The sequence below is a fragment of the Mesorhizobium sp. M5C.F.Cr.IN.023.01.1.1 genome (genome assembly GCF_003997585.1).
GTDB classification, from domain to species: Bacteria; Pseudomonadota; Alphaproteobacteria; order Rhizobiales; family Rhizobiaceae; genus Mesorhizobium; species Mesorhizobium wenxiniae.
Map to the genome: position 1 here is coordinate 110,333 of NZ_RZSU01000005.1, position 25,632 is coordinate 135,964.

At 62.8% G+C, this 25,632-nt stretch carries 29 protein-coding genes and 3 pseudogenes; 16 read left to right on the top strand and 16 right to left on the bottom strand.

Annotation, left to right across the window (positions count from 1 at the left end; genetic code table 11):
• From EOA78_RS03865 to EOA78_RS03875, 4 genes and pseudogenes are all read right to left on the bottom strand, one after another.
• On the bottom strand, window positions 1-1,257 hold the full coding sequence (locus tag EOA78_RS03865) for a sarcosine oxidase subunit beta family protein (RefSeq protein ID WP_127313945.1): 1,257 nt from the start codon (window positions 1,255-1,257) through the stop codon (window positions 1-3).
• A 10-nt stretch (window positions 1,258-1,267) separates the two neighbouring features.
• Complete coding sequence (locus tag EOA78_RS36860) at window positions 1,268-1,918, bottom strand: M24 family metallopeptidase (RefSeq protein ID WP_348628461.1); 651 nt, start codon at window positions 1,916-1,918, stop codon at window positions 1,268-1,270.
• 130 nt (window positions 1,919-2,048) lie between these two features.
• A pseudogene (locus EOA78_RS36865) lies at window positions 2,049-2,429 on the bottom strand (aminopeptidase P family N-terminal domain-containing protein); the annotation flags it as partial.
• Between the two features lie 67 nt (window positions 2,430-2,496).
• Window positions 2,497-3,693, bottom strand: coding sequence for a M24 family metallopeptidase (locus EOA78_RS03875; RefSeq protein WP_127313946.1), 1,197 nt, complete (start codon window positions 3,691-3,693; stop codon window positions 2,497-2,499).
• A gap of 239 nt (window positions 3,694-3,932) precedes the next feature.
• On the opposite strand from EOA78_RS03875, the gene ehuB reads away from it, so the two are divergent.
• From ehuB to EOA78_RS03900, 5 genes are read left to right on the top strand one after another with little or no spacing between them, the layout of a single operon-like run.
• Complete coding sequence (gene ehuB, locus EOA78_RS03880) at window positions 3,933-4,802, top strand: ectoine/hydroxyectoine ABC transporter substrate-binding protein EhuB (protein ID WP_065006326.1); 870 nt, start codon at window positions 3,933-3,935, stop codon at window positions 4,800-4,802.
• 55 nt (window positions 4,803-4,857) lie between these two features.
• Window positions 4,858-5,586 carry an ectoine/hydroxyectoine ABC transporter permease subunit EhuC gene (ehuC, locus tag EOA78_RS03885; RefSeq protein ID WP_127313947.1) on the top strand — a complete coding sequence of 243 codons (729 nt, stop codon included), beginning with the start codon at window positions 4,858-4,860 and terminating at the stop codon, window positions 5,584-5,586.
• Complete coding sequence (ehuD, locus tag EOA78_RS03890; RefSeq protein ID WP_065006324.1) at window positions 5,583-6,242, top strand: ectoine/hydroxyectoine ABC transporter permease subunit EhuD; 660 nt, start codon at window positions 5,583-5,585, stop codon at window positions 6,240-6,242. The genes ehuC and ehuD overlap by 4 nt, the downstream gene beginning before the upstream one ends.
• Window positions 6,239-7,018 (top strand): ectoine/hydroxyectoine ABC transporter ATP-binding protein EhuA, encoded by a 780-nt coding sequence (gene ehuA / locus EOA78_RS03895; protein ID WP_127313948.1) that lies wholly within the window; start codon window positions 6,239-6,241, stop codon window positions 7,016-7,018. Before ehuD ends, ehuA begins: the two co-directional genes overlap by 4 nt.
• Entirely contained in the window at window positions 7,015-7,737 is a 723-nt protein-coding gene (locus EOA78_RS03900) for a GntR family transcriptional regulator (RefSeq protein WP_065006322.1), read from the top strand. Before ehuA ends, EOA78_RS03900 begins: the two co-directional genes overlap by 4 nt.
• A 50-nt stretch (window positions 7,738-7,787) precedes the next feature.
• Here EOA78_RS03900 and EOA78_RS03905 read toward each other — a convergent pair whose 3' ends face one another.
• Together EOA78_RS03905 and EOA78_RS03910 are read right to left on the bottom strand one after the other, a co-directional pair.
• On the bottom strand, window positions 7,788-8,063 hold the full coding sequence (locus EOA78_RS03905) for a hypothetical protein (RefSeq protein ID WP_245477386.1): 276 nt from the start codon (window positions 8,061-8,063) through the stop codon (window positions 7,788-7,790).
• 36 nt (window positions 8,064-8,099) lie between these two features.
• Window positions 8,100-8,870 carry a DUF899 domain-containing protein gene (locus EOA78_RS03910; protein WP_127313950.1) on the bottom strand — a complete coding sequence of 257 codons (771 nt, stop codon included), beginning with the start codon at window positions 8,868-8,870 and terminating at the stop codon, window positions 8,100-8,102.
• Window positions 8,871-9,003: 133 nt separating this feature from the next.
• Here EOA78_RS03910 and EOA78_RS03915 point away from each other — a divergent pair, with 133 nt between their 5' ends.
• The 3 genes from EOA78_RS03915 to EOA78_RS03925 all read left to right on the top strand — a co-directional run bounded on the left by EOA78_RS03915 (window position 9,004) and on the right by EOA78_RS03925 (window position 12,081).
• Entirely contained in the window at window positions 9,004-10,224 is a 1,221-nt protein-coding gene (locus EOA78_RS03915) for a helix-turn-helix domain-containing protein (protein ID WP_127313951.1), read from the top strand.
• A 41-nt stretch (window positions 10,225-10,265) separates the two neighbouring features.
• Entirely contained in the window at window positions 10,266-10,919 is a 654-nt protein-coding gene (locus tag EOA78_RS03920; protein WP_127313952.1) for a PQQ-binding-like beta-propeller repeat protein, read from the top strand.
• A gap of 67 nt (window positions 10,920-10,986) precedes the next feature.
• Window positions 10,987-12,081 (top strand): LLM class flavin-dependent oxidoreductase, encoded by a 1,095-nt coding sequence (locus EOA78_RS03925; protein WP_127313975.1) that lies wholly within the window; start codon window positions 10,987-10,989, stop codon window positions 12,079-12,081.
• A gap of 204 nt (window positions 12,082-12,285) precedes the next feature.
• Here the strand turns inward: EOA78_RS03925 and EOA78_RS03930 are convergent, their stop codons facing one another.
• From EOA78_RS03930 to EOA78_RS03950, 5 genes and pseudogenes are all read right to left on the bottom strand, one after another.
• Window positions 12,286-12,744, bottom strand: a complete 459-nt coding sequence (locus EOA78_RS03930) for a MaoC/PaaZ C-terminal domain-containing protein (protein WP_127313953.1) — start codon at window positions 12,742-12,744, stop codon at window positions 12,286-12,288.
• Between the two features lies 1 nt (window position 12,745).
• A complete protein-coding gene (locus EOA78_RS03935; RefSeq protein ID WP_127313954.1) occupies window positions 12,746-13,822 on the bottom strand; it encodes a Gfo/Idh/MocA family oxidoreductase in 1,077 nt (358 codons plus the stop codon).
• Entirely contained in the window at window positions 13,815-14,144 is a 330-nt protein-coding gene (locus tag EOA78_RS03940) for an L-rhamnose mutarotase (RefSeq protein ID WP_127313955.1), read from the bottom strand. Before EOA78_RS03940 ends, EOA78_RS03935 begins: the two co-directional genes overlap by 8 nt.
• 10 nt (window positions 14,145-14,154) lie before the next feature.
• Window positions 14,155-15,267 (bottom strand): mandelate racemase/muconate lactonizing enzyme family protein, encoded by a 1,113-nt coding sequence (locus EOA78_RS03945; RefSeq protein ID WP_127313956.1) that lies wholly within the window; start codon window positions 15,265-15,267, stop codon window positions 14,155-14,157.
• A gap of 4 nt (window positions 15,268-15,271) precedes the next feature.
• A pseudogene (locus EOA78_RS03950) lies at window positions 15,272-15,472 on the bottom strand (TOBE domain-containing protein); the annotation flags it as partial.
• A gap of 261 nt (window positions 15,473-15,733) precedes the next feature.
• On the opposite strand from EOA78_RS03950, the gene EOA78_RS03955 reads away from it, so the two are divergent.
• Both EOA78_RS03955 and EOA78_RS03960 read left to right on the top strand, forming a co-directional pair.
• A complete protein-coding gene (locus EOA78_RS03955; RefSeq protein ID WP_127313957.1) occupies window positions 15,734-16,519 on the top strand; it encodes an IclR family transcriptional regulator in 786 nt (261 codons plus the stop codon).
• Between the two features lie 66 nt (window positions 16,520-16,585).
• A complete protein-coding gene (locus EOA78_RS03960) occupies window positions 16,586-17,422 on the top strand; it encodes an amidohydrolase (RefSeq protein ID WP_127313958.1) in 837 nt (278 codons plus the stop codon).
• 185 nt (window positions 17,423-17,607) lie between these two features.
• On the opposite strand, the gene EOA78_RS03970 is transcribed toward EOA78_RS03960, so the two are convergent.
• From EOA78_RS03970 to EOA78_RS03980, 3 genes and pseudogenes are all read right to left on the bottom strand, one after another.
• Window positions 17,608-18,750 carry an extracellular solute-binding protein gene (locus EOA78_RS03970; RefSeq protein ID WP_206533405.1) on the bottom strand — a complete coding sequence of 381 codons (1,143 nt, stop codon included), beginning with the start codon at window positions 18,748-18,750 and terminating at the stop codon, window positions 17,608-17,610.
• A 20-nt stretch (window positions 18,751-18,770) separates the two neighbouring features.
• Complete coding sequence (locus EOA78_RS03975; protein WP_127313960.1) at window positions 18,771-19,931, bottom strand: CaiB/BaiF CoA-transferase family protein; 1,161 nt, start codon at window positions 19,929-19,931, stop codon at window positions 18,771-18,773.
• Window positions 19,932-19,934: 3 nt separating this feature from the next.
• Window positions 19,935-20,021 (bottom strand): annotated as a pseudogene (locus EOA78_RS03980) (amine oxidase); the annotation flags it as partial.
• A 105-nt stretch (window positions 20,022-20,126) separates the two neighbouring features.
• On the opposite strand from EOA78_RS03980, the gene EOA78_RS03985 reads away from it, so the two are divergent.
• From EOA78_RS03985 to EOA78_RS03995, 3 genes are all read left to right on the top strand, one after another.
• Window positions 20,127-20,804, top strand: coding sequence for a lactonase family protein (locus tag EOA78_RS03985; RefSeq protein ID WP_245477381.1), 678 nt, complete (start codon window positions 20,127-20,129; stop codon window positions 20,802-20,804).
• Between the two features lie 104 nt (window positions 20,805-20,908).
• Window positions 20,909-22,426, top strand: a complete 1,518-nt coding sequence (locus tag EOA78_RS03990) for a peptidase S10 (protein WP_127313962.1) — start codon at window positions 20,909-20,911, stop codon at window positions 22,424-22,426.
• A gap of 97 nt (window positions 22,427-22,523) precedes the next feature.
• Window positions 22,524-23,105, top strand: coding sequence for a DUF1349 domain-containing protein (locus EOA78_RS03995; RefSeq protein ID WP_127313963.1), 582 nt, complete (start codon window positions 22,524-22,526; stop codon window positions 23,103-23,105).
• Between the two features lie 242 nt (window positions 23,106-23,347).
• On the opposite strand, the gene EOA78_RS04000 is transcribed toward EOA78_RS03995, so the two are convergent.
• The gene (locus EOA78_RS04000) at window positions 23,348-23,755 is read right to left on the bottom strand and encodes a PIN domain-containing protein (protein ID WP_127313964.1); all 408 of its coding nucleotides are present in this window, start codon (window positions 23,753-23,755) and stop codon (window positions 23,348-23,350) included.
• Window positions 23,745-23,975: an AbrB/MazE/SpoVT family DNA-binding domain-containing protein gene (locus EOA78_RS04005; RefSeq protein ID WP_127313965.1), complete on the bottom strand. Its 231-nt coding sequence runs from the start codon at window positions 23,973-23,975 to the stop codon at window positions 23,745-23,747. The genes EOA78_RS04000 and EOA78_RS04005 overlap by 11 nt, the downstream gene beginning before the upstream one ends.
• Before the next feature lie 118 nt (window positions 23,976-24,093).
• Here EOA78_RS04005 and EOA78_RS04010 point away from each other — a divergent pair, with 118 nt between their 5' ends.
• The 3 genes from EOA78_RS04010 to EOA78_RS04020 all read left to right on the top strand — a co-directional run.
• Window positions 24,094-24,243: a hypothetical protein gene (locus EOA78_RS04010; RefSeq protein ID WP_245477382.1), complete on the top strand. Its 150-nt coding sequence runs from the start codon at window positions 24,094-24,096 to the stop codon at window positions 24,241-24,243.
• A 66-nt stretch (window positions 24,244-24,309) separates the two neighbouring features.
• Complete coding sequence (locus tag EOA78_RS04015) at window positions 24,310-25,005, top strand: SDR family NAD(P)-dependent oxidoreductase (protein WP_127313966.1); 696 nt, start codon at window positions 24,310-24,312, stop codon at window positions 25,003-25,005.
• A gap of 229 nt (window positions 25,006-25,234) precedes the next feature.
• On the top strand, window positions 25,235-25,632 hold a 398-nt coding region (locus EOA78_RS04020), incomplete at its 3' end, for a 2-oxoglutarate and iron-dependent oxygenase domain-containing protein (RefSeq protein WP_164783635.1).

Sequence of the window (25,632 nt, forward strand, 5' to 3'; positions counted from 1 at the left end):
CTATTGCAGCCAGGCGGAAGGGCCGGCGCCGGCCTCATCGAGCGTGTGGCCGGTGCGGAAACGATCGAGCCCGTAGGCTGCGACCAAAGGATGCGGCTTGCCGGTGGCGATCGTGTGGGCGAAGCACCAGCCGGAAGCCGGCGTCGCCTTGAAGCCGCCATAGCACCAGCCGCCGTTGAGATAGAGGCCCTCGATCGGCGTCGGGCAGATGATCGGGCTGGCATCGGGCGTCATGTCCATGACGCCGCCCCAATGGCGCAGCAGACGGACGCGCGAAATGCAAGGCATCAGCGCAATGGCCGCCTCCGCCACTTCGCGCACGACGCCGAGATTGCCGCGCTGGGCGTAGGAATTGTAGCCGTCGAGATTGCCGCCGAAGACCAGCCCGCCCTTGTCCGACTGGCTGACATAGAAATGGTCGGCGCCATAGGCGACGACATGGTCTACCAACGGCTTCAGCGGTTCGGTGACGAAGGCCTGCAGGACGTGGCTTTCGATCGGCAGTTCAAGGCCGGCCTTGGCACCGAGCACGGATGTATGACCGGCAACAGCGAGGCCGATCTTGCCGGCGCCGGTCCGGCCTTTCGTCGTCTCGACGCCGACGATCCTGTCGCCGTCGCGGAGGAAGCCTGTCACTTCGCAGTTCTGGATAATGTCGATGCCATGGCCGTCCGCGGCGCGCGCATAGCCCCAGGCGACGGCGTCGTGGCGCGCCGTGCCGGCCCGGCCCTGGAAGATAGCGCCATGGATCGGAAAGCGGGCGGTGTCGGAAAAATCGAGATAGGGCACGAGACGGCGCACGTCGTCGCGATCGAGGATATCGGCATCGATGCCATTCAGTCGCATGACATTGGCGCGGTGGCTGAAGCCGTCGAGCTGATCGGCCGAATGCGCCGTGACGAGCTGGCCGCGCTGCGAGAACATGACGTTGAAATTCAGCGCCCGCGACATGTTCTCCCAGAGCTTCATCGAGAATTCGTAGAACTGGGTGTTGCCGTCGAGCAGGTAGTTGGAGCGGATGACGGTGGTGTTGCGGCCGACATTGCCGCCGCCGATATAGCCTTTTTCGAGCACCGCGACATTGCGGATGCCGTGGTTCTCGGCGAGGTAGAAGGCGGTAGCGAGGCCGTGTCCACCGCCGCCGATGACGATCACGTCGTAGGAGGGTTTTGGCTCCGCTGCCCGCCAGGCGCGCTGCCAGTTCTTCTGGCCGGACAGCGCGTTGCGGAAAATCGAAAATGCCGAGTAGCGCGCCATGCGTGCGGGCCTATCGAACGATCGGACCGGCCGGCGTGCGGGTGAGCACTTCGGCGCCCGCATCCGTCAGAAGTACGGTGTTGGAGACAAAGTCATCGCCGCGACCGGTGCCCATCAGCCACGACAGGATATGGAAGCTCATCCCCGTCTCGATCTTTAGATCGGAATCGTGCCTCAAGCCGGTCACCGAATTGCCGCCGGTCCATGATGGCGGCTGGCCGGCGCCGACGAGGTAGCCGCAGTGATGGCGGCGATAGTGGTAAAGACCGGCCTCGTCGGCGACGGCCTGCCAGGCGGCGTAGATGTCGCGCGCTCTGGCGCCGGGCCTGAGTGCCTTGACGACGGCATCGAACGCCTTGGCGGTCACTTCCGCCATCGCGGCATCTTCGTCGCTGATATAGCCGATGCGAACGAGCCGGCCGAGCGGCGCGTGATAACGCGAGATGCAGCCGGACAGTTCGACGAAGACCGGCTCGCCCCTGCGGTAAATCCCGTCGCCCCATGTCGTGTGCTCTTCGCCCAGGCGCGCGGCCGGGCGGATGAAAGGTCCGAAGCCCGGAGCATGACCGCCGGTGCGGATCATCGCCGCAACGCATTGGGCCGCGACCTCCTGTTCGGAGGCGCCGTCCGAGATCGCCGCAATCGCGGCGGTTGCGGCGATCTCGGACGGCGCCTCCGAACACTTGTGCCGCTTGACGCATCAGCGCCTGTTCCTCTGCGCTCTTCCCCCGCCGTATCCTGTCGATCAGGCCGGAGACATCGCTCCATCTGGCATCGGCCTGCGTCTGGAGTGCGATGGCAAGCCCATGGCTGAGCCCAGCCGTCCAGTATTCGAGGCCGATCCGCTTGCCGGACAGGCTGAGTTCCGCAAGCATCCGCGCGGCAAGATCGGCCGCCGTTTCGCTGTCGGAATGGCCGCGGAATTCCGCTGCCGTCACCTGTTTCTCGATCGTCACCTTTTCCATCGAGCGGGTGACCAGAACAGGTTTTCCTTCGAGCGGGACGATCAGCAGATGAGGGGCAAAATATCCCCAGTGATCGAGCCCGGTGAGGTAGAAGACGTTCTCCGGCGAAGCAAAGACCGCCGCGTCGAGCTCGCGCTCGGCCAGCGCCGTGCGCACCCTGACAAGGCGGCCGGCGATTTCGGCTTCGGAAAACGGATTACGGTCCATCAGGCGTCCTCAGCTGGTTGCCGGTTCGTTGCCGGCATGATCTTTCGTCAGTTCCGGCTTCCCGTCCTCATGGCCCGTCGATGACGATGAGTTGGCGCGCCACGTCGCAGAGGCGTTCGCCGCCGCGATCCGTGACGACGAAGGATTCCGAGATGGCGATGCCGAAATCTTCGAGCCAAACGCCGGCCATGAAATGGAAGCACATCCCGGTCTGCATCTCGGTGGTGTCGCCGGGGCGAAGACTTGCGGTGCGTTCGCCCCAATCGGGCGGGTAGGCGAGCCCGACCGGATAGCCGACGCGGCTTTCCTTCTTCAGCCCGTTGTTCCTCAAGACTGCCTGCCAGGCGGCTTCCACCTCTTCGGCGGTGTAGCCGGGGCGCGCCTTCTCGAGGCCGGCGTCGACGCCCTCGACGATCGCCTTGGCAATGTCGAGGATGGCTTGCGGCGGCTTGCCGAAATGTACGGTCCGCGTCAGCGCCGCATGATAGCGCCGCCGCACCCCGGCGATCTCCAGAATGGCGAGGCCGCTGTCAGGCAGCGGTGCGTCGGACCAGGTCAGATGCGGCGTGCTGGTGCCCTCGCCGATGGGCATCAGCGGACAGATCGCCGCATAGTCGCCGCCCGCTCCAGGCACGCCCATGATCTGTGCGTGATAGATTTCCGCAATGACATGGTTCTGGGGCACGCCGGGCCGCATTTTTTCGATGGCGCGGTTCATGGCGTGCGTGCAGATCGCACCGGCCTCGCGGATCAGCACCAGCTCGGCTTCGGATTTGACCAGCCGCGCCCAGTTGACGAGATCGTGGTTGTTGGCGAAGTGCGCGTCAGGCAGCCCGCTGACGAGATGGGCATGGCAGCGCGCGGTGTAATAATGCGCGTCCGTCTCCACGCCGATGCGGGCGTTTCCCCAGCCACGAGACCGGATCAGCAGGGCGAGTTCGTCATAGGGATGTTCGACGGGCTGCTGCACCAGCCGTTCCGAGAACGGCACGATGTTCGTCTCCGGCAGGCCGGTGGTCAGGCGTGCGCTCTTGGCGTCCTGCGCCCTGCCGAACCAGATCGGCCGGTCTTCCGCCAGATGGACGACCACGCATTGCGGAACATAGAACGACCATCCGTCATATCCGGTAAGCCAGCACATGTTGGCGGGATCCTGACAGACGATGAGGTCGAAGCCGGCCTTCTCCATGCGTCTCTTCACGCCAGTCAGACGCTGCGCATACTCCGCTTGCGTGAAAGTCCCGAAACCGCTCGCGCTCGCCACCGAAATCTCGCCTACCGGTACGCTGTTTTGCCCTTTTCACACGGGGCAACTTTCTCAAATTGTGCACAACTAGGCGATAATTTGTCGTTTGACCATGAATTATCACCGAATTCATAGCGGTTTTATATCTTCGCTTGCACAATGTCTAGGGCAGTTGTATACGTCTTACCAAGCGGGTGTCGATCTCGAAGAAGACGCATCCTGGGAACCATTCATCAGTTGTTCAATGGGAGAAAAGCATGCTCAAATCATCGATATCGCGCCGCATGGTCGTCAAAGCCGCCGCCTGCCTCGCGCTTGCCGCCACGTCATTGACGTCGTTGCCCGCTCATGCGGAAACCACCCTCGAACGGGCCAAGAAGGACGGCTACATCCGCGTCGGCTTCGCCAACGAAGCGCCATTCGGTTACGCCACGCCTGACGGCAAGCTGACCGGCGAAGCGCCGGAAGTTGCCAAGGCGGTGCTCGCCAAGATGGGCATCGCGCAGGTTGACGGCGTGCTGACCGAATTCGGTTCGCTCATTCCGGGTCTCAAGGCCGGCCGCTTCGATATCATCGCCGCTGGCATGTTCATCAATCCGAAGCGCTGCGCCGAGATCAACTTCTCCGAGCCGTCCTACGGCATCGGTCAGGCCATGCTGGTGGCAAAAGGCAATCCGAAGGGCGTGAAGGACTTTGCCAGCATCAAGGACAACCCGGATCTCAAGCTCGCCGTGATGGCCGGCGCCGTCGAGGGCGGCTATGCCAAGGACGCAGGCGTCGCCCAAGGGCAGATCGTCGCCTTGCCCGACCAGTCCAGCCTGGTCGCGGCCGTCCAGTCGGGCCGCGCCGATGCTGCTGCGCTGACCGCTCTTTCGATCGCCGACATGGCCAAGAAGGCCGACGGCGTCGAATCGACCAAGCCCTTCGGCGAGGTTGCCGGAAAATCGGTGAAAGGCCATGGCGGCTTCGGCTTCCGCAAGGAAGATACCGATCTGCAGGAGGCGTTCAACGCCGAGCTGAAGACGTTCCTCGGTTCGCCGGAGCATATCGCGCTGGTCGAGCCGCTCGGCTTCGGCAAGGACTACCTCCCGAACAAGACAACTGCGGAGCTTTGCGCGGGCAAATAGGTTCCCAACTGCTGGCGGCGCGAAAGCGCCGCCCCTTTTTTCCTGGGGAATCCGCATGGGAATCCGTACGCTCGTTGCCATGCTGGTCGTCGCGCTTGTCGTGATCGGTGCCTTGGCAACACAGGAATCTTATAAAGTGTTTATGCCGGGACTGCTGCAAGGCGCGGTCCTGACCGTCGAGATCGCCATCCTCGGCAGCCTGCTGGCAATAGTCATGGGCGTGCTGGCGGCGCTGGCAAGGATGTATGGCCCGGCGCCGCTCAGATGGCTGGCCACGGTCTATGTCGAGATCTTCCGCGGCACCTCGGCGCTGGTGCAATTGTTTTGGCTGTTTTTCGTGCTTCCGCAATTCGGTGTCACGCTCAACGCATTTCTGGTTGCCGTTCTGGCGCTCGGCCTGAACGTTGGAGCTTACGGATCGGAAGTCGTGCGCGGCGCGATCCAGTCCGTCGCCCGCGGCCAATGGGAGGCGTGTACCGCATTGAACATGAGCCGCCCCCAGATGTTGCGCCGGATCATCCTGCCGCAGGCTTTCGTCGCCATGATTCCGCCTTGGGGCAACCTGTTCATCGAGCTTTTGAAATCGACAGCGCTGGTCTCGCTGATCACGCTCTCGGACCTCGCCTTCAAGGCGCAGCAAATGAATCAGAACACGTTTAAGACCATTCCGATCTTCACCCTCGTCCTTCTGATGTACTTGGCAATGTCGCTGGTTGTGACCATCGGCATGCGGCTTCTCGAAAGGCGGGCTTCGCTCGGACTGGCGCGGGAGAAGGCAGCATGATCTGGGACTGGGCATTTGCTTTTGAAATCCTGCCGGTGCTCGCCCACGCTGCCATCGTCTCCATCGAGGCGACGCTGATCGGCTTTGCGCTTGCCGCCTCGCTTGGCCTGGTGCTGGCGGTCGTGCGCATCGCCGTGCCGTGGACCGGCTGGACGATTTCGGTGCTGGTCGAACTGATCCGTTCGACCCCGCTGCTGATCCAGATATTCTTTCTCTATTTCGTCTTTCCGAAATTCGGCGTCGTGCTCGACGCCTTCACCGCCGGGGTGCTTGCCATCGGCATCCACTACGCTGCCTATTGTTCCGAGGTCTATCGCGCCGGTTTCGACAACATCCATCGCGGCCAGTGGGAAGCCTCGGTCGCGCTCAATCTGTCGGCTTGGACGACGTTCCGCGACATCATCATTCCGCAGGCGATTCCGCCGATCGTTCCGGCACTCGGCAACTATCTGGTTGCCTTGTTCAAGGAGACGCCATTGCTTTCCGCAATCGCCGTACTGGAGCTGATGCAGACGGCCAAGATCATCGGCTCCGAAACATTCCGCTACACTGAGCCGATGACGCTGGTCGGCCTGTTCTTCCTTGCCATGAGCCTGGTTTCTGCCGCGCTCATTCGCTCCCTCGAAGGCCTGCTCAACCGGAGGACCATGCGATGATGGAACAACCGATGGTCCGCTTCGACAATGTTTCGAAACGCTACGGCGCGCTGACCGTTCTCGACGGGCTCAATCTGGAAATAGCACGCGGCGAAAAGGTCTCGATCATCGGCCCGTCAGGTTCCGGCAAGACCACGGTGCTGCGCATGCTGATGACGCTGGAGACGATCAATGACGGTGTCATCTGGGTCGAAGGCGAGCCGCTCACCCACATGGAGAGGAACGGCAAGCTTGTTCCCGCCGACCTCGCGCACATCCGCAAGATCCGCGCCAAGATCGGCATGGTGTTCCAATCGTTCAACCTGTTCCCGCACATGACGGCGATGCAGAACTGCATAGAGGCCCCGATAACCGTGCTCGGCATGAAGCGGGCCGATGCCGAGGCGCGTGCGGCCGAGTTGCTCGACATGGTCGGTTTGTCGGAGAAGAAGGACCACTATCCCTCGCAGCTTTCCGGCGGCCAGCAGCAGCGCGTCGCCATCGCCCGCGCTTGCGCCATGCGGCCCAAGATCATGCTGTTCGACGAGGTGACATCGGCACTCGACCCCGAACTCGTCGGCGAAGTGCTTGAAGTCATCCGAAAACTCGGTAGGGAACATGACCTCACCATGCTGATGGTCACCCACCAGATGGGATTTGCCAAGGAATTCTCCGATCGCGTCTGCTTTTTCCATGCCGGCAAGATCTGCGAGCAGGGGCCGCCAAGCGAGTTGTTCGGCGCCCCCAAGAACGAGCGGACGCGGCAGTTCCTGCACGCTGTCCTGGAGGCCAGATGACGCTTGAGACAGATGCCACGCCCATAGCCGTGACCGCCGCGCCGCCGCGCCCGCTCTCGGCGCGGGAGCGGTTCGAGCGTATCTACCGGATACTGCGCGACCGTATCTGCCTGCTCGACTACGCGCCGGGCAGCCATCTCTCCGAGGAAGAACTTGCCCAGGAATTCCAGATCAGCCGCACGCCGGTTCGGCGTGTCCTGGCGCGCCTCGAATCCGAGGGTCTGGTTCAATCCGTCCATGGTGTCGGCACGATCGTCACCGACGTCGACATCGAGGAATTGCAGCAGGTCTATCACTTGCGTCTGGAACTGGCGCTCCTCGTCGGCAAGCTTTCGCCGATCCCGCGCACGGCGGACGATCTTGACCGGATAAGGGCACTCATTGCGCGCTGCGATTCCGATGTGCTCAATCCCGACCAGCGCGCTTTCCTGCGCCTCAACATGGATTTTTTCTATGAGCTCACCGCGATGACCGGCAACCAGCCGCTGCGCGAGATCAGCGAGCGCCTGTATTTTCAAGTCGCGCGCGTCGTCCTGAAGATGATGCCGCAGTTGGGCCTTGTCGAGGAATTCACTGCGTTCCGCCGCGAAATGGAAGAGGTCCTTGCCGCCGCCGAGATCGGCGATTGGGAGTCCATCGGGCACATAAGGCGAGCTCATATCTCGATGAGTTTTCGCCGCATGATGCGTCATGCAGGCGAGGCCAACATCGCCACGTAGGGCTACGCGAGGTCGCGCGCCGGTTACCGTTTGATCCGGCGAACGCCGGATCACGACCGGCGGGCAGCGCTTCGTCGGCTGGCAACCAGCTTCAGCCAAGGCGCCAAATGGAAGGCGCTCATCAGCAAGTACATCATGACCATTCCGCTCAGCGGCGACGCATCTTGCGCCGCCGAGCAGATCATGTCCGCATCACCGGTAACGGCCGTCTGCAGCGCCATGATTGCGAAGGTTGGTGCGGCCCCCAGGGATAACCAGTCGGCCGCGCCGCGGACGGCGACATTTTCGTTTGGGAAACCGGGAGATCCGCTGCCTGCGGGCGGCATCTTCGGCGTGTCGTTGGAGTGCAGTGTCATCGAACGTCAGCCTTGGCCGTACTCGTCGTGACGGCGCCACCAGACGCCCGTCTCGTTACGCCCTCGGGGCGCGCGGTCAAGCCACTGATACATGCCCCAGAGGCCGTCCAATCCGCGCGCATAGGTGGAATAGGCGTGGTAGACGACGCCGTCCTCGAGCACGAACGTGCTCATGCCTGGCCTCTCGCGCGTATACGTGGCCATGTCTGTTCCGCTCATCTCAGCGAACGTCGTGGAGCCGTCAGCAGTCGTACGCGAGGGTATCTCGGCGAGAGGCGCCTCGCGCACATAGTTGTATTCGATACCTTCCTCGCGCTGCTGCTCCTCGGTGAATGAAACGTCGAAGTCGAAATTGAAGTCGCCGCCGTGTGAGGAGGCCCAGGGGAACGTCCATCCCATCCGCCGCTTGTACGCATGCAGCTTCGCGAGCGGTGCCCGCGATACCGCCGAAAGCGTGACGTCGTGGTTGGCCAGGTGGACGACGAAGCCGTCGAACCCGTCCGCGATCGCTGAGCAGGCCGGACAGCCCGCCGTGTAATCGGGCCCGAACATGAAGTGGTAGACGAGGAGCTGCGAGCGTCCGCTGAAAAGGTCTGCCAGAGATGCGCTGCCTTCGTCGGTCTCGAATCGGTAATCCTTGTCGATCCGAACCCAAGGCAATTCCTGCCGCCGCCGCGCCACCTCGTCGCTTTGTCGCGTGAGCTCCTTCTCCGCCTTGAGCAGATCAAGCCGCGCCGCCAGCCACTCCTCACGTGTTCCGGATCTGTGTGTCGGCATCGTTCGTCTCCTTCCTCGATGTTCGCACCGTTTTCGATACGGCGCGTTTCGATACAGCGCGCTGGCTGTTGGTCCTGAGATAGATTAGGACCGGACATCGAATGATGAGAGTTACAAATGTGACGGGATTCCGATGGACTCGCTGATCACCGCTGCGGCGCGCGCCCTTGCGACGGGTGACCCTCTCGGCGCTTTGAAGCGGGTCGCCCTGCGTGACGATGCGCCTGCGCTTGCGCTGCGCGGCATCGCGATGGCGCAGCTCGGCGATCTCGTTCGAGCAAAGGCTCTCCTCAAAAGTGCTGCGCGCGCCTTCGGTCCGAAAGAAGCCGTGGCACGCGCGAGGTGCGTCGTCGCCGAAGCCGAGATCGCGCTCGTCTCGCGCGACCTTGGCTGGCCGGCAAAGGCACTCGACGCCGCGCGGTCGACGCTTGAAAAGCACGGCGACCACGTCAATGCCGCGCATGCGCGCAACCTCGAGGCTCGGCGCCTGCTCCTGATCGGACGCCTCGATGAGGCCGAGAGCAGGCTCGTCGGGTTCGATCCCGCGACGCTCCCACCCGCGTCGAGGGCCGCCCACGAGCTGGTGATTGCGGGGATCGCGATTCGCCGCCTCCGGACCAAGGCGGCGCGCGCTGCGCTCGCGCGGGCAGAGCACGCCGCGCGCCAGGCGGACATTCCGGCGCTGACGGCCGAGGTCGAAAGCGCATCCCTCGTGATGAACACGCCCGCGGCGCGCCTGATCGCGCGTGGCGAGGAGCGCCCGCTCCTGCTTGAGGAGGTCGAAGCGCTGCTGGCGTCGGCGGCGCTCGTCATCGACGCCTGCCGCAATGTCGTGCGGGACGCCGGCATGATCGTCTCGCTCGCGACGCGCCCGGTCTTGTTCGCGCTTGCCCGCTCGCTGGGCGAAGCCTGGCCCGCAGATGTGCCGCGGAGCACGCTCGTCGCCCGCGCGTTCGGCGGCAAGCACGCCGATGAATCGCATCGCGCCCGGTTGCGGGTCGAAGTCGGGCGGCTTCGCGTGGAGCTGCGGTCACTGACGGATGTGAGCGCGACCAAGCGCGGCTTTGCGCTTAAGCCGCGCCGCCCACGCGATGTGGTGGTTCTGGCGCCGCCCGTCGACGAGCAGCATGCGGCGGTGCTCGCTTTCCTCGCCGACGGCGAGTCGTGGTCGAGCTCGGCGCTCGCAATTGCGCTCGGAGCCAGCTCGCGCACTGTGCAGCGCTCGCTCGAGCAGCTTGCGGCAGCAGGCAAGGTGCAGTCGTTCGGTCGCGGGCGAGCGCGCCGTTGGATGACACCGCCCGTGCCGGGATTCCCGACAATCTTGTTACTCCCCGGCTCGCTGTCGGGTTACTAGTGTCGGGACAATTTCAACAGATCTGAGCCTGGAGGAGAAGCATGAAACGATCTGCAGCCGAAGTCCTCCGCGAATATGGACCCTTTCCGGGTGTCGATCAGGTGGCTGGGGTTACGTTCGATGGTCAGCACGTCTGGTTTGCGTCCGGAGACAGGCTGAACGCCTTGGATCCTGCGAGCGGGAAGGTGGTGCGCGCGATCGACGTCGCCGCCCACGCAGGAACAGCCTTCGACGGTCAGCACCTGTTTCAGATCGCCGAAGATCGCATCCAGAAGATCGATCCCAACACCGGCCGCGTGCTCGCCACGATTCCGGCGCCAGGTGGTGGCGGCGACTCCGGGCTCGCCTGGGCCGAAGGAACACTTTGGGTGGGGCAGAATCGCGGTCGCAAGATCCATCAGATCGATCCCCAGACAGGGGCAGTTCTTCGCACAATCGATTCCAACCGTATCGTCACAGGGGTCACCTGGATCGACGGCGAACTCTGGCACGGCACCTGGGAAGGTGACGAGAGCGATGTCAGGCGGATAGATCCTGAAACGGGAAAGGTCCTGGAGAAGCTCGAGATGCCGCCTGGACAAGGCGTCTCGGGGCTCGAGTCCGATGGTGGCGATCAGTTCTTCTGCGGCGGTGGAAACAGCGGCAAGGTGAGAGCCGTCCGCCGGCCCAGGCGAGCTCCGAGGAGCGTTTCATGAAGCTGAGCCCACCGTTGCAACAGTTCGACGATGAAGCTGAGAGCGTCCCGCGGCAGGGAAAATCATGATCAGAAAGCAGCATCCGCTGAAAGGACCGAACAGGTTCAAGCTCGGCGTCTTCTCGATGAACGCCGATGGCGGCCTAGCAATGACCACCGTTCCCGAGCGCTGGCGCGCCCGCTGGGAAGACAACCTCAATGCTGCCTGCATCGCCGATCGCGCCGGCCTGGAGTTTCTGCTGCCGATCGCGCGCTGGCGCGGCTTCGGCGGTTTGACGCATGTGCGGGAGTGGTCGTTCGAGACTTTCACCTGGGCGGCGGGTCTCGCCGTCGCTACGGAGGACATCGGTCTGTTCATGACCGTGCATGTGCCGCTGGTTCATCCGCTGCAGGCTGCAAAAGCGCTGGCGACGGTCGACCACATCTCCAACGGGCGTGCCGGCCTGAACATTGTCTGCGGCTGGAACCCGGACGAGTTCGCCATGTTCGGGCAGACGGTCGGCGACCGGACCTACGATCAGGCCGAGGAATGGATCGACATCATCGAGCGTGCCTACCAGTCCAGGGAGCCGTTCGACTTCGGCGGCGAGTTCTATGATCTGAAAGGGGTCGTCAGCCGCCCGGCAAGCCTGCAGGCGCCACGCCCTGTAACCATGAACGCCGCCTTCGGCGCGCCGGGGCGCAACTATGCGGCGCGCCACTGCGACTATTTGTTTTCGACTTTTTCCGAAATTGCCGATGGCCGCGCGCATGTTGTCGACATCACCAATCGGGCGGCGGAGGTCGGACGCGAAGTCGGCGTCTATACGGTCTGCCACGTCGTCTGCCGGGAGACCCAGCAGGAAGCCGAGGACTATTACCGGCACTACGCGCTTGGATGCGCGGACGAGGGCGCGGTCGACGAACATATGCGCAAGAAGAAGGAATTCGCGAACTCGCATGACGCGAAGGCCTTCACCGAATATCGGCAAAGGTTCGCCGGCGGTGCTGGAACGTTTCCGCTTATCGGCACGCCGGAAAAGATCGTAGACGATCTCACCCAAATCATGGACCAGGGTTATTCCGGCGCCGCCCTCACATTCGTCAACTACACCTACGAATTGCCCTTCTTCTGCGACCGCGTGCTGCCGCTGATGCGCCAGGCCGGGCTTCGCGTAAATTGATGCCAGCGGCCGCCATTCAAATCCGCGCGCCTTCCAGCAGACGACGCGAGGCGGCCTCGGTCGCCAGCCTCGCGTCGGAGTATGCGACGGTCCACTCAGCACCGAGCCCCTTCGCTGCTTGCGCCAACGCAGCGACTCCGGTCAACCGTCTACGGAGTACGCATTGAAGAGTTTTGGCCACGTGCAAGGTGGCGGATGACCGGCTCAGCCCTGGTTGGGCTTGTCGCGACGCTCGACAATGTAGATGTGGTCGGCCGCCAGGACCACTTCGCCATGCTGGTTGATCACTTCGCAGCGCTCGATGACCCGGCCCGAATCTGGCCGCTTCGGGTCGTCCTCCTTGACCGAGATGGTGGTGCGGGTCTTGATCGTGTCGCCGATGAACACCGGCTTGATGAAGCGCAACCTGTCGTAGCCATAGGAGAAGGCGACTGGATTGACGACGCTTGCCGTCAGTCCGACGCCGACCGAAAAGACCAGCGTGCCATGCGCGATGCGCTGGCCGAACGGCGTCGTCTTCATGAATTCGGCGTCCATGTGATGGGGAAAAAAATCGCCGGTATGGCCGGCATGAACGACGAAGTCGGTCTCGGTGATGGTGCGCCCGCTGGTCATGCGCGACGAACCGATCTGGTAGTCTTCGAAATAGACAGTCTGCTCCATGTCAGGGCCTCGCCGCGATCGATGTTGCCGGCGCCGCGCTCGATTGGTAGGCGGCTTCGACCAGCGCCATCGTGTTCCAGGCGTCCTCGACGGAACTGACGAGCTCGGTTTCCTCGCCTGATGCGTAGCGCTGGACATTGGCCATGCGGCCCACGAAGGCGTCGGGAAACCATTCGCCGACGAGCGGCACCGTAACCCAGTCCGAGCCGCCCTTCGGATAGATTTCAAGAATATCAGGCTCGCCGCGCGGATAGTCGAGATTGAGCCCGAGTTTGAGATAGGCGGCGCCCTCGGTGCCGCAGACGCGGAACTCGCAAGCCTGGTATTTTCGGCCAAATTTATGATCGTGATTGATCGACAACGCGCAGCGCACTGTGTCGCCATAGTCGAGGATCGCGCTGGTGCGCGTTTGCGCAACCTTGTGGCCGGGATGGCCGAGCGTCTTGGCGTGAACGCCCCTGGGATCGCCGAGCAATTGCCGGATCAGGTCGAGATAATGGATCGAATGCATCGCGATCTCGACGCGCGGCGCCTTCAACAGGAACTCCCACAGTTGCCAAGGTGTGGCAAGCGCCAGCCATGCGTCGAAATCGACCACTTCGCCGAGCCAGCCTCTAGCGATCGCATCCTTCAGCGCCAGCATCATCGGCGCGAAGCGGAGCTGGAAGTTCACCGCCGCCTTCAGTTTTTTGGAGCGGCAGATTTCGAGGATTTCGGTGGCCTCGGTAAGGTCGCTGCCCATCGGCTTCTGGATCAGCGCTACGGCGCCGTCAGGCAGCGCCCTGAGCACGCCCGCATGATGAGCCGGCGGCGTCGCCAGATCGAAGACGACGTCCTTGGTCGCCACGGCTTCCTCGACCGACCGACAAGCCGTGACGCCCCATTTTGCCGCGAGTTTTTCTGCCTTGGCGTGGTCGGGATCGAAAAGCCCGGCGACTGGGAAACCGGCCTTTCCATAGGCGGGGAAATGCGCGTCGCCGACGATCGACCCGGCGCCGAAAATCACGATCGGCCTCGGCTTCGATGGCTTCGCCCAGGACTGGGAGAGCGACGTGGGATCGAAAACGCCATCAGTCATGATGGAAGACTTCGTCCATCGATGCCCACCACTCGCCTTCCCCGCGGGTCGGCAGCGGCTCCTGGCAAGGCATGCACAGCGCCCACCATTCCTGCGTCTTGGGATCGGCGGCCATCTTCGCCATGTCGGCGGCATAGTCGGTGCCATGATATTCGAAATAACTGAACAGCAGGTGCTCCGGCTCTTTGAGGTAGATCGAATAGTTCTTGATGTTGCAGGCGGAAATCATGGCCAGCACGTCAGGCCAGACGGCAGCGTGAAGCCGTACATACTCGGCGACCTTTTCCGGCTTGAGGCCGAGCACCATTCCCATCCGCTGCATGTCCGGCTCCCTATTTTGTTATGTCGGTGGTGAATTCCGCAATGCTCTTCGCCTTGACGGCATCCCAATCCCAGTCGATGCCGATGCCGGGCTCGTCCGGTGCCAGTGCTTGGCCGTCCTCGATGCGCATCTTCTTGCCGGTTAGTTCATCGAGCTGGGGAATATACTCGACATATCGGCCGTTCTGAATGGCGCAGGTCAGGCTGACATGCAGTTCCATCAGGAAATGCGGGCAGACCGGGATGTCGAACGCCTCGGCCGCATGCGCGACCTTCAGCCACGGCGTGATGCCGCCGATGCGGCCGACATCGACTTGAACGATCGAGCAGCCGCCTTTTTGCATATATTCGCGGAAATGCCGGATCGAGTAGAGTGACTCGCCAATGGCGATCGGCGTCGACGTCGCATTCGACAGCCGCACATGTCCGTCGATGTCGTCCGCCGGCAGCGGCTCCTCGATCCAGGCGAGGTCGAGATCGCGCAGTCGCTCTGTCCGGCGGATCGCCTCGCCGACTGAAAAGCCCTGGTTGCAGTCGGTCATGATCTCGTAGGATGAGCCGACCGCCTGGCGCACCGTGGTCAGCCGGGCAAGATCCTCGGAGCCGTGCGGCTTGCCGATCTTGACCTTCGAACCGCGAAAACCCTTGGCCTTGGCGGCCAGCGCGTCCTCAACCAACGCTTCGGTCTCGATATGCAGCCAGCCGCCTTCGGTCGTGTAGAGCGGGCAGCGGTCCTTGGCGCCGCCGGCCAGCTTCCACAGCGGCAGGCCCTGCTTCTTCGCCCGCAGATCCCAAAGCGCCGTATCGATGGCCGCGAGCGCGATTGCCGTGATGGCGCCGATCGTCGTGGCATGGGTGGCGAATTCGAGTTCGTGCCAGATCGCCTCGATCATGTCGGCGTCGCGGCCGATCAGCCGCGGCGCAAGGTGATCGGCCAGCAGCCGCATCACCGAGGAGCCGCCGCTGCCGATCGTGTAGCTGTAGCCGGTGCCGACTGCGCCGTCGGCGTCGGTGACGGTGACGATCGGCGTTTCCTGGCTGACAAAACTCTGGATCGCATCAGTGCGCTTGACCTTCGGTACCAGGTCGACCATCCGCAGTTCGGCCTTTTCGATCTTTGCCATGACGTTAACCTCGCAATGTCTTGCCGCTATCGGCAGAAAACAGATGGGCCTGCGACAGGTCCAGGCTCATTTTCACCCGGTCGCCCGCCCTCAGCGGTTTCGGATTGACCATGCGCGATACCCAGTCGCTGTCGTTGAATTCGGCGAACACCAGCGTCTCGTTGCCGAGCGGTTCGGTGGCAGTCACCGGCAATTCCAGCTGGTGACGCTATCGAACTTGCCTGACAGATCGGCAGCAGAAAAAGCGCCTGCGTCAAGTGCGAGCAGCGCCTCGCCGGCAAATAAGCCGTAGCAGCCTGACCAGTTGATTCCTCCCAAACGCCTGCGTCAGCGTCTCGTATCGCTCCGATTTGCAGTGCTTTATTCATATACAAACAAAACATTTATACATCCGTCAAGTTGAAAGCTCTTTCAGGATGCAGATCATTGTGCGTATATGAAAACCGAAATTCACTGGGAAGCGACTATGGCGGAGGACGACGACGACCGCTATCGCGCTCCGGCGCTGGACAAGGGACTCGACATTCTCGAACTGCTGGCCGGCGTCGACGGCGGACTGACACAGGCGGAAATCGCCAAGAAGCTCGACCGCAGCCCCAACGAGTTCTATCGCATGCTGGACCGGCTGGTGCGGCGCGGCTATGTCACGCGGCCCGACGGCGACCGTTATTCGCTGACGCTCAAGCTGTTCGGCTTGGCGCAGCTGCACGCGCCGGTGCGCCGGCTGGTTTCCTATGCGACGCCGCTGATGCGTGAACTTGCCGAAACATCGCAGCAGGCAAACCAGCTTGTCGTCTTCGACCGCGGTTCCGCAGTGGTGATCGCACAGCAGGAAGCGCCGGACTACTGGGGCATTTCGATTCGCGTCGGCTCGCATATCAGCCTGTTCGACACGGGATCCGGACATGTGCTGCTGGCGTTCCGCTCGCCGGAAGAGCGGCAGATGATGATCTCCGAGCATCTGCGCAGCACCGATAAGCCGCCTCAATCGCCGGAATTCTTTGCCCGCCTCGACCAGATCCGGGAACGCGGCTACGAAATGATGGCGTCCATGCAGACCGCCGGCGTATTCAACCTGTCAACCCCTGTTCTCGGTTCGGACGGCAAGGCAGTCGCAGCACTGTCGATCCCCTACATAACCCTGGTCAACGCACCCAAGGCGCCCGATATCACCAGGACGATAGAGCTGTTGCTGGCGGCGACCGAAAAGCTGTCGCAACTGGCGGGATCAACGGTCAAGCAGGCGAAGTAAATTCTTATTTGAATGAAAAATTTCTCCGTGAGATGATCTTGAAGTCGCCAAGGAGGAGTGCGCCCCATGATCATCGATACCCATCTGCACCTGATCGACCAGTCGGCGCTGCGATATCCCTGGCTCTCGGGCGTGCCGGCGCTCAACCGCGATTTTTCCCATGACGAATATGCGGTCCAGGCCCGGCAGGCCGGCATCGAGGGCGCATTGCATATGGAAGTCGATGTCGATCCCGCCGATATCGAGGCTGAGACCAGCCATGTGAAAGCGCTGTCACAACAGAGGGATAGTTTGCTGCGCGGGGCAATCGCCTCCTGCCGGCCGGAAGAGCAGGGCTTTGCTGCTTATCTGGAGGCGCAGGGCGCCGATCCATTCGTCAAGGGTTTTCGCCGTGTGCTCCACGTCATGCCGGACGAACTCTCGGAAGGCGCGCTGTTTCGCGAAAACATCAAGCGGCTTGCCGACACGCAATTGACCTTCGATCTCGTCGTCCTGCCGCACCAAATTCCGAAGGCGATTGCTCTTGCTGACCTCGCGCCGAATGTTCAATTCGTGCTCGACCATTGCGGCGTGCCCGACATCAAGGGCAGCAGTGAGCATCCCTGGCGCGAGCATATGACGGAAATTGCGCGGCGCCCGAACGTCGTCGGCAAAATTTCCGGTGTGGTCGCCTATGCGGAGGCTGGATCGTGGACTGTCGAAACGCTGCGTTCCTATGTGGAGCACACCATCGAATGCTTCGGCTGGGACCGCGTCGTGTGGGGCAGCGACTGGCCGGTCTGCACGCTTGGCGGCGGGCTAGCGACCTGGGTGGCAGCAACGCACGCGCTGCTTGCCGATGCCAGCGTCGACGAGCGGGAAAAGCTGCTTTCCGCCAATGCGAAGCGGCTTTGGCGTTTGTAGAGGAGTTAGCGAACTCTGCCTCAGATCGTCTCCGCCACGTGCCGCTCGCGGCCGTAGTGCGAAACCAGCAACACGATGACGAGGCGAAGTGCCGCCTGCACGATCGATGGCCGGAAGCCGAGGCCGATCAGCAGCGTGAGTTGCCGCGGATCAGGCTGTTCATGTTCTCCTCCATTTAAGCTGTTTCAGGCTCCTCCACCGGCACCGCCGGACACCCGTGCCGGGAAACTCTCCAGAAACAGGCGATTGAGATCGGCAACGACGCGGCCGGCATCGTGCTTTTCGGTCAGGCCACGATTGATGCGATCGGACGCCGCCTGCTGGAATGTCATGTAGCCATCATGCCGCGGCCTGACCCAGGCACCCTCGAGGGTGGCGCGGGTGTCCATGTAGAAATTGCCGGCGGCTGCATTGACGCCTGCATCTTCCCAGGCTGCGGCATGGCCGGGCTGGCCGCCGGCCGACGCATAGGGGCCGCGCTGCACCTCGCCGCTGGCGATCCAATAGGCAAAGTCGATGGCCGCCTGCTCGGCCTTCGAAAAGGCCGACACGGCAATGCCGGTTCCCCCGAGCGCCGAGCCGACCGGACCGGCATTGCCCGCAGCCGGAATGTCCGCAAAGGCAAGGCGGTTGGTCCGGAATCCGGCAATGGCATAGGAGACATAGCCATAGATCAGCGGCGCACAGGCGATCCGCGATCCCGATCCGGCCATTTGCTCCAGAACCGCGATCGGGTCCATGCCAAGGCAGGCCGGGTCGACGTGAGCCGCGATCTCGCGCATCATCTCGAAAACCTGCTTGCCGGTTGCAGGGTCCACATGGTCGCCAAGGCCTTCACCGGCGGGCCGGCTGAGATTGCCGGCAAGCGTGTAGAACACCATCAGCGAATGCGGCGGCCTGAGCGGCAACAACACGCGGCCCTGCCGCGCCAGATCGAGCGCATCGGCCCAGCTCGCCGGCGCAGCCGAAAGCATGTCGGGCCGCCACGCCTGCACCTGGCTGGCCGCGTCGATCGGAAACGCCCACTGCCGGCCCTGCCAGTTGTAGCTGGGATAGGACCGGCCGACGCTGCCCGCCGCAAGTGCTGCAGGTTCGGCTTCCCGGCCGGCGACATCGAGCGGCGTCAGGCAGTTCTCGGCGGTGATCTGGCCGACATGCGGATGGTCGATGACGATCAGATCATAGGTACGGGCCAGTTCCTCGACCGGGAAGGATTCGAAATCCTGCAGCGATCGCTTGTCCCATTCGATAGTGACGCCGGTCCGTTCCTTCCACAGCGCCGAACAGGCGACCATCGGGTCATGGCCGCGCGGATGGCTCCAGGTCATGCCTTTGAGCGTGACGTCGCTCACAGCCCGAACTCCGCGCGGATTTTTGCGCTGTGCTCGCCGATGCGTGGCGCGGCCCGCTCGACCTTGGCGCGGATGCCGTCGACCCTGAGCGGCGAGCGCGTGGTGAGGATCGAGACGTCATCCTCGCGCGTCACCGTCTGCAGCATGTCGAGAACCTGGAAGCCTTCGCTGGCCATCATTTCCGGCCAGGTCAAAACCTTGGCGCACCAGATGTCGGCAGGCTCGAGGATGGCAAGCCACTTGTCGACCGTTTTCGTCGCGATCTTTTGCGCGATGATCGCCTTGATCTCGTCGCGGGCAGTGAACCAGGTCGACGGCTGATCGCGGTAGGGCGCGAGTTCCTCGAGCCCGAGGAGATCGGCGAGTTTCGAGATCGGCGTCATGGCGATCGCCAGATAGCCGTCCTTGGCCGGATAGACGCCGTAGGGCGCCGACAGATAGGCGTGCGCGCTGCGGAAGCTCGACCGCCGCGGCAGCCGGCGCCCATCATTGAGATGCGTGGTCAGCACCTCGAACTGGAAGTCGACCAGCGCTTCGAGCAGGCTGGTCTCGACATGGCTGCCCTTGCCGGTCACGCCGCGCCGCACCAGTGCGGCGAGGATGCCTTGCGCGGCGGCCGAACCCGCCAGCATGTCGGCGATCGCCAGGCCGAAGGGCACCGGACCCTGGTCCTCGTCGCCGTTCAGCCACATCACGCCGGAACGGGCTTGCGCCAGCAGATCCTGCCCCGGCCGCTTGACCCAGGGGCCTTCCTCACCATAGCCGCTGATCGAGGCATAGACCAGGCGCGGATTGATCTTGCGCACCGCCTCGTAATCGAGACCCAAGCGCTCGATGACGCCGGGCCGAAAATTCTGGATCAGCACGTCGGCCTTGGCCAGCAGGCCGCGCAGCGCCGCAAGGTCGGCCGCGTCCTTGAGGTCGATGGCAAGACTTTCCTTGGCCCGGTTGATGGCATGGAAGATGGTGGAATCGCCGCCGATCTCGGTGTCGCTGAGATAAAGCCGGCGCGACAGGTCACCGCCATCCGGCCGCTCGATCTTGATGACGCGGGCGCCGAGGTCGAGCAGCCGCAGCGAGCAGTAGGGTCCGGACAGGAACTGGCTCATGTCGACGACGACGAGCCCGGTCAGCGGCAATTCGGCAATGGCGGCCATTGCCTATTTCTCCGTCTTGCCGGCGAAATCGGCCGGCTTGCGGTACTTCACCGTCTGCAGGTGCTCGCAATAAAGCACGAGCTCTCCTTCGCGATCGCCAGTGCCGACGAACCGTGGAACAGGAATTGCATGATCTATCCTCGCGTCATCTTCTTTTGTGAATAGATTTTTCACATATGGGATTGCCTTGCAAGCGTGAACAGGCGAAATTTCGCGCGAACCCATGCCGGAACGGGCACCGATACAACTCGTCAGGAACGCCCCCATGCTCACAGCGTCGCCGAGACGGTTGCCGGCGGCGTGGCAATTGTCGCCGATCTCGGCATCGATCGGCTGGTATCCTACCGCATCGGGCCTGACGGCAGCCTGACCAGACTGGCCGAGTCGGCGCTTGCGCCCGGCGCCGGCCCGCGCCATGTGGCGCTACATCCGGGCGGGCGCTTCGTGTTCGTCATGAACGAACTGGATTCCACAGTCGTCTCGCTTGCGCTGGACGAAGCGTCAGGCAGGCTCACCGTGATCGACAGTAAGCCGACCGTGCCGGCAAAGGCGCGCGACGGCAATCATTGCGCCGACATTCAGATCTCGCCCGACGGCCGCTTCCTCTACGGTTCCAACCGCGGCCATGACAGTATCTCCGTGTTTTCTATCGATCAGCAGACAGGCACGCTCGCGCTCGTCGTCTACGCGTCGTGCGGGGGCGCCACGCCGCGCAATCTGGCGCTGACGCCCTCGGGCCGCCACCTCTTCTCTGCCAACCAGAATACCGATCGCATCTCGATTTTTGCACGCGACGCGGCCACGGGGCGGCTGGCCGATACCGGCCGATCTATCGATGTCGGCACGCCGATGTGCGTGAAGATCGTGCGTTGAAAACCACGCTGTCCCTCCAGCAGCGAAGAGGGGCATGCACGGTCCTGTGATTTCGGCTGAGCCATCAGCGTGATAGCTTCCAGTTGTTCTGCTCCGGAGTTGTCATGCGTACCAAGCTGCTAGAAATCACCCTCGCTATGCTGCTGCTGGTTGGCGGCCTTCCAGCCGGCCATGCGGAAGTGGCCGAGCGGCCGTCGCCTTCGGGTGGCGTTCTGTCGCTGCTTCCGCCGCCCCAGGTATCCGATCATTCGATCGTGATCGCGGGACGTACGCTCAACTATCAGGCAAAAGCCGGCACACTGTCATTGCTATCGGGCAAGGGCGACGTCACCGCGGAAATCTTTCATGTCGCCTACACGCTACGTCCCGAGCCAAGCCGGGAACCTGATCCCCAGCGCCCGATCACTTTCGTGTTCAACGGTGGTCCCGGAGCAGCTTCCGCCTATCTGCATCTCGGCGCGCTCGGTCCACGCGTGATGGCGACGGCGGCTAATGGAAGTTTTCTGCCATCGCCGCAGAGGCTTTTGGACAACCCGAACACATGGCTCGATATGACCGACCTGGTCTTTGTCGACCCCGTCGGAACGGGTTACAGCCGCGAAGCACCCGGAACCGAGGCACGCAGCTTCTGGGGCGTCAACCAGGACGCCGCCTCGATGGGAGCCTTCATCCGGCTCTATCTGGCACAGGCGGGCCGCACGGCGTCGCCGGTGTTTCTTGCCGGCGAAAGCTATGGTGGGTTTCGGGCGGCACTGCTTGCCAAGATGCTTCAGGATGATATCGGCATCAGTCCTCGCGGCATCGTGCTCATCTCGCCGGCGCTCGAATTCACACTCGTGCGGCCCGACGAGTTCCAGCCGCTCCACTGGGCGCTTGAACTGCCGTCGCTGGCAGCGGTGCGCCTGCGCAGCGAAGGCGTCACCGGTTCCGAGCTGCAGGAGCGGTTGGCCGATGTCGAACGCTATGCTCTTGGCGACTATCTCGTCGCGCTTGCCAGCGGGCTCGAACAGGGTGGGCGCCTGGCGAGCCCGCGCGTTGCCGAAATCACCGGCCTGCCGCTCGAACTCGTCAAACGAAACTTTGCACGCATTCCCACCGCGCTCTTCGCCAAGGAGTTTGCGCGGGCAAGGGGCAATGTTCTCAGCGCCTATGACGGCACGATCGAAACGGCAGATGTTGCTCCGGAAAGTCCAAGGGCCAGCGGTCCTGATCCGGTGCTCGACCGAAGCGTGCCGGCGCTCACTTCCGCCTTTGTCAGCTATGTGCGTGAGGAATTGAAATTCCGCACCGATCTAAGCTATCGGCTTCTCAACCGTGAAGTCAGCGGCAATTGGGATTACGGGACGGGCCCGACGCGTCAGGGTTATGTCGGCGTGATGGATGACCTTCAGCAGGCGCGCGCGTTGAACCCCGGCCTCGGCGTTCTGATCGTCAATGGCTACACCGACCTGGTGACACCCTATCTGGCCTCGCACTATCTCGTCGGCCAGGTTCCTTCGCTTCCTGGCGCAAAGCCCATCCGCGTCGACCTGCTCGAAGGCGGCCACATGATGTATTTCAGGCCAGACAGCCGGCGCGCGCTGAGGGAGGCCGCGACGGAGCTTTACCAAACGCCGAAATAAAATAGTTGAAGCCGGCTACAAATGATCTGGATGAGATCGTAGGCCTCTTCGCATGAGCGGCGATAGCGCAACACGAACCGGAGAGGCGAGCAAGTCGATGACATCTCAGAACGCAGAACTGACCTGGCTCAACCCGCCACCGCATCACGCTTTCGGCGACAGCTCCGTGCATGTGCGGACCGGCAAGGAAACCGATTTCTGGCGCGAGACGTTTTATGGCTTCTGGCGCGACACTGGCCACCTCCTTTACCAGCAGGTCGAGGGCGACTTCAGCGCCGAGGTCACCGTCAAGGGGGACTACAAGGTGCTCTATGATCAGGCTGGTTTGATGGTTCGGCTGTGCGAGACGCACTGGGTCAAGGCCGGCATCGAGTTCACCGACGGGCTGGCATATTTTTCCGTCGTCGTCACCAATGACGCTTCCGACTGGTCGTTGGTCAGCATCCCGGCTGGTCCGGACGGCGTCAGGATCCGGCTGACCCGCCATGCCGAGACAATCCGTGTTCAGTATCTTGATGCCTCCGACCATCGCTGGAAGCCGGTGCGGCTCGCCTATTTCCCGCCCTCGAAAACAGTCGATATCGGCATGATGTGCTGTTCGCCGCAACGTGAAGGTTTCGAAGTCACATTCAGCGATTTTTCGGTCGGCCCGGCGATCTCGAGGGAGCTCCATGACTGATGCGCCCTGTCACCGAATTGAGGCTCCGCTTTCACAGTTCCGTCGCCGCGGCCGATCTCTTGCAGGTCCGGCGAAGAGAACTCTATCGGTGCGGCGTTGGACGGCTACGCTCTGCGCTCGAACTGCCGACGCCGTGCAGGTTAGGTGCTGTCCCGTTTGAACTCTCGGGAGGAAGCCTGCGCAGGATGTATGCCGCTGAGAACTATTACTGACTGGCCAATAAAGAATCCGAGGTCATTCTTTCAGGCACTTGACCGAAACGGGTTGGCGATACGCAGCCCTTCGTCGAGCGCCATCCCATGTTGCATATCCTCTGACCACAATGTGTCGCAGCCAGCGTGGAGCGCTGCGGCGGCGATCATGGCGTCGTAAATGGAAAAACTGTAACGCTCGGCCAGCGCCAGCCCTGTCTCGTGCGTCTCGATGGTGACGGGATGGACAGTCAGCAGGCCGCGTAGCGCGGACAGAAACGTGTGGGTCTCCATCCACGACAGTCGCATCTTGCGGCGGGCGACATTGGAGAACTCATTGAGAACTTGCACGCTGATCGCGCCGCCAGCGGCAATGGCCGTCTCCGCCTGGTCGGCCTTCACGGAATCGCCCGACGCGATATAGACAAGGACATTGGTGTCGAAGAAACTACCGGGCATTCGCCTCATCCCGGTCGAACTTGAAATCGGCGGGAAGGCGACCGCGGAAGGCGCGAAGCCGCTTCAGCAATTCCTCGCGCCCAGGTTTGCGCGCGACGCCTAATCGTCGGGCGTCGGCGACGTGGACTTCGATCTCATCGCCTTCCCTAAGTTCGAGAGCCTCGACCACAACGGCAGGAAGACGGATGGCGAGGCTGTTACCCCACTTGGCGACCTGCATCACACTCTCCGATGGATATACGTCGAGCGAGATGTATATCCATCGGAGGCTGGGGTCAAGAGACCACTCGAACTCGTGAATTTGAAAGTTCGGCGACGGCGACGTCGACCCGACGCTGGTGCGCACGCGTCCCGCCCATATCGGCGTCGACCTGTCCGGCAGCTACGCACGGCCGACTGGCCTTCGCCTGAGCGAACATATTTATGTCGGCTCGAAATCCGACTTTTACGATCTGGCCGACGGTCTGCCTCAGAAACACGAATGGTAGGGCCTGAATCGCCAATCCGCCGCACTAGAATCCGTACCACACCAGAATCCGTTAGGGAGAAGCTCCATGACATCAGACGTGGCAGTTATCGCAGGAGCAGGGCTGGGGCTGAGCGCCTCGCTTGCACGTCTTCTCACCAAGGAGGGCTTTCGCGTGGTCCTGGCTGCCCGCAACCTCGGGAAGCTGAGCACGCTGGTCGACGAGACCGGCGCGCTGGCGGTCGAAACGGACGTTGCGGATGTCGCGTCGGTCGAAAACCTGTTCGAGGTCGCCGACAAAGCCGGTCCGCTGTCGCTTGTGGTTTTCAACGCCAGCGGCCGTACCCGCGGATCGATAGCCGACCTCGATCCCGAAGCGGTCAGGCAGGCATTGCTGGTCGGCGCCTATGGCGGGTTCCTGGTCGGCCAGCAGGCCGCGCGCCGGCTGCTTTCCCGTGGTTTCGGCTCGATCCTGTTCACAGGCGCCACCGCGAGCGTCAAGGGGTTTGCGGGCTCGGCCGGCTTTGCCATGCCAAAGTTCGGCCTGCGCGGACTGGCGCAATCCATGGCCCGCGAACTTGCCCCGAAAAACATCCATGTCGCGCATTTCATCATCGACGGGGCGATCGCGCCGAACGGGCCTGGACAGGCCGGCGAATCCGACCGGCAGGATCGCCGGCTGTCTCCGGACGCAATCGCCGAAACCTATCTCGCAATCCATCGGCAGCATCGCAGCGCCTGGAGTTCGGAGCTCGAACTCAGGCCATGGGTCGAGAATTTCTGAGCCTCGGCCGATAGGGGAAAATCGGCGGCGTCGGCTGGAAGCGCGACACGGCGGCTCCAATGCCAACGGGCCGTGGAACCTTGGTTCGGACGTTATTTGCCTGCCGGCAGCCAAACGCAGCGCTGACTTTCGTTCATTGGCGTCGAGATTGGGTCGGGCGTTGCTTTGATCGCAACGACCCGCGTGCCACCGTAGCGACTGATCCAAGCCGAGGCAGAGGAGGTTGACCATGGCCAGGATTGTACCCGTGCTCGATCTCAGCCGTCTCGAACAGGGGGCGTCGGAGCGTCGGACCTTTCTGTTCGACCTGCGCACGGCGGCCCGCGATGTCGGCTTCTTCTACCTCAGCGGGCATGGAATTTCGGCTGTGGAGATCGACGAGGTGCTCGACGCCTCGCGTCGGTTCTTTGCCTTGCCGGAAGCCGACAAGCTGGCCATCGAAATGGTCAAATCCCCGCAATTCCGCGGCTACACACGCACCGGTGGCGAACTGACCAAGGGCAAGGCCGATTGGCGCGAACAGCTCGACATCGGCGTCGAGCGTCGACCCATACCACAGGGGCCGGGCATTCCTGCCTGGACGCGGCTGCAAGGGCCGAACCAATGGCCTTCGGCCCTGCCGGAACT

Coding starts and splice junctions, on each gene's coding strand:
- ehuB (WP_065006326.1), top strand. CDS start 3,933: ATGCTCAAATCATCGATATCGCGCCGCATGGTCGTCAAAGCCGCCGCC.
- ehuD (WP_065006324.1), top strand. CDS start 5,583: ATGATCTGGGACTGGGCATTTGCTTTTGAAATCCTGCCGGTGCTCGCC.
- EOA78_RS03995 (WP_127313963.1), top strand. CDS start 22,524: ATGACATCTCAGAACGCAGAACTGACCTGGCTCAACCCGCCACCGCAT.
- EOA78_RS03940 (WP_127313955.1), bottom strand. CDS start 14,144: ATGCAGCGGATGGGAATGGTGCTCGGCCTCAAGCCGGAAAAGGTCGCC.
- EOA78_RS03920 (WP_127313952.1), top strand. CDS start 10,266: ATGAAACGATCTGCAGCCGAAGTCCTCCGCGAATATGGACCCTTTCCG.
- EOA78_RS03915 (WP_127313951.1), top strand. CDS start 9,004: ATGGACTCGCTGATCACCGCTGCGGCGCGCGCCCTTGCGACGGGTGAC.
- EOA78_RS03990 (WP_127313962.1), top strand. CDS start 20,909: ATGCGTACCAAGCTGCTAGAAATCACCCTCGCTATGCTGCTGCTGGTT.
- ehuA (WP_127313948.1), top strand. CDS start 6,239: ATGATGGAACAACCGATGGTCCGCTTCGACAATGTTTCGAAACGCTAC.
- ehuC (WP_127313947.1), top strand. CDS start 4,858: ATGGGAATCCGTACGCTCGTTGCCATGCTGGTCGTCGCGCTTGTCGTG.
- EOA78_RS03910 (WP_127313950.1), bottom strand. CDS start 8,870: ATGCCGACACACAGATCCGGAACACGTGAGGAGTGGCTGGCGGCGCGG.
- EOA78_RS04005 (WP_127313965.1), bottom strand. CDS start 23,975: ATGCAGGTCGCCAAGTGGGGTAACAGCCTCGCCATCCGTCTTCCTGCC.
- EOA78_RS04000 (WP_127313964.1), bottom strand. CDS start 23,755: ATGCCCGGTAGTTTCTTCGACACCAATGTCCTTGTCTATATCGCGTCG.
- EOA78_RS03945 (WP_127313956.1), bottom strand. CDS start 15,267: ATGGCAAAGATCGAAAAGGCCGAACTGCGGATGGTCGACCTGGTACCG.
- EOA78_RS03935 (WP_127313954.1), bottom strand. CDS start 13,822: ATGACTGATGGCGTTTTCGATCCCACGTCGCTCTCCCAGTCCTGGGCG.
- EOA78_RS03955 (WP_127313957.1), top strand. CDS start 15,734: ATGGCGGAGGACGACGACGACCGCTATCGCGCTCCGGCGCTGGACAAG.
- EOA78_RS03900 (WP_065006322.1), top strand. CDS start 7,015: ATGACGCTTGAGACAGATGCCACGCCCATAGCCGTGACCGCCGCGCCG.
- EOA78_RS03930 (WP_127313953.1), bottom strand. CDS start 12,744: ATGGAGCAGACTGTCTATTTCGAAGACTACCAGATCGGTTCGTCGCGC.
- EOA78_RS03865 (WP_127313945.1), bottom strand. CDS start 1,257: ATGGCGCGCTACTCGGCATTTTCGATTTTCCGCAACGCGCTGTCCGGC.
- EOA78_RS03975 (WP_127313960.1), bottom strand. CDS start 19,931: ATGGCCGCCATTGCCGAATTGCCGCTGACCGGGCTCGTCGTCGTCGAC.
- EOA78_RS03970 (WP_206533405.1), bottom strand. CDS start 18,750: ATGACCTGGAGCCATCCGCGCGGCCATGACCCGATGGTCGCCTGTTCG.
- EOA78_RS03905 (WP_245477386.1), bottom strand. CDS start 8,063: ATGCCGCCCGCAGGCAGCGGATCTCCCGGTTTCCCAAACGAAAATGTC.
- EOA78_RS03960 (WP_127313958.1), top strand. CDS start 16,586: ATGATCATCGATACCCATCTGCACCTGATCGACCAGTCGGCGCTGCGA.
- EOA78_RS04015 (WP_127313966.1), top strand. CDS start 24,310: ATGACATCAGACGTGGCAGTTATCGCAGGAGCAGGGCTGGGGCTGAGC.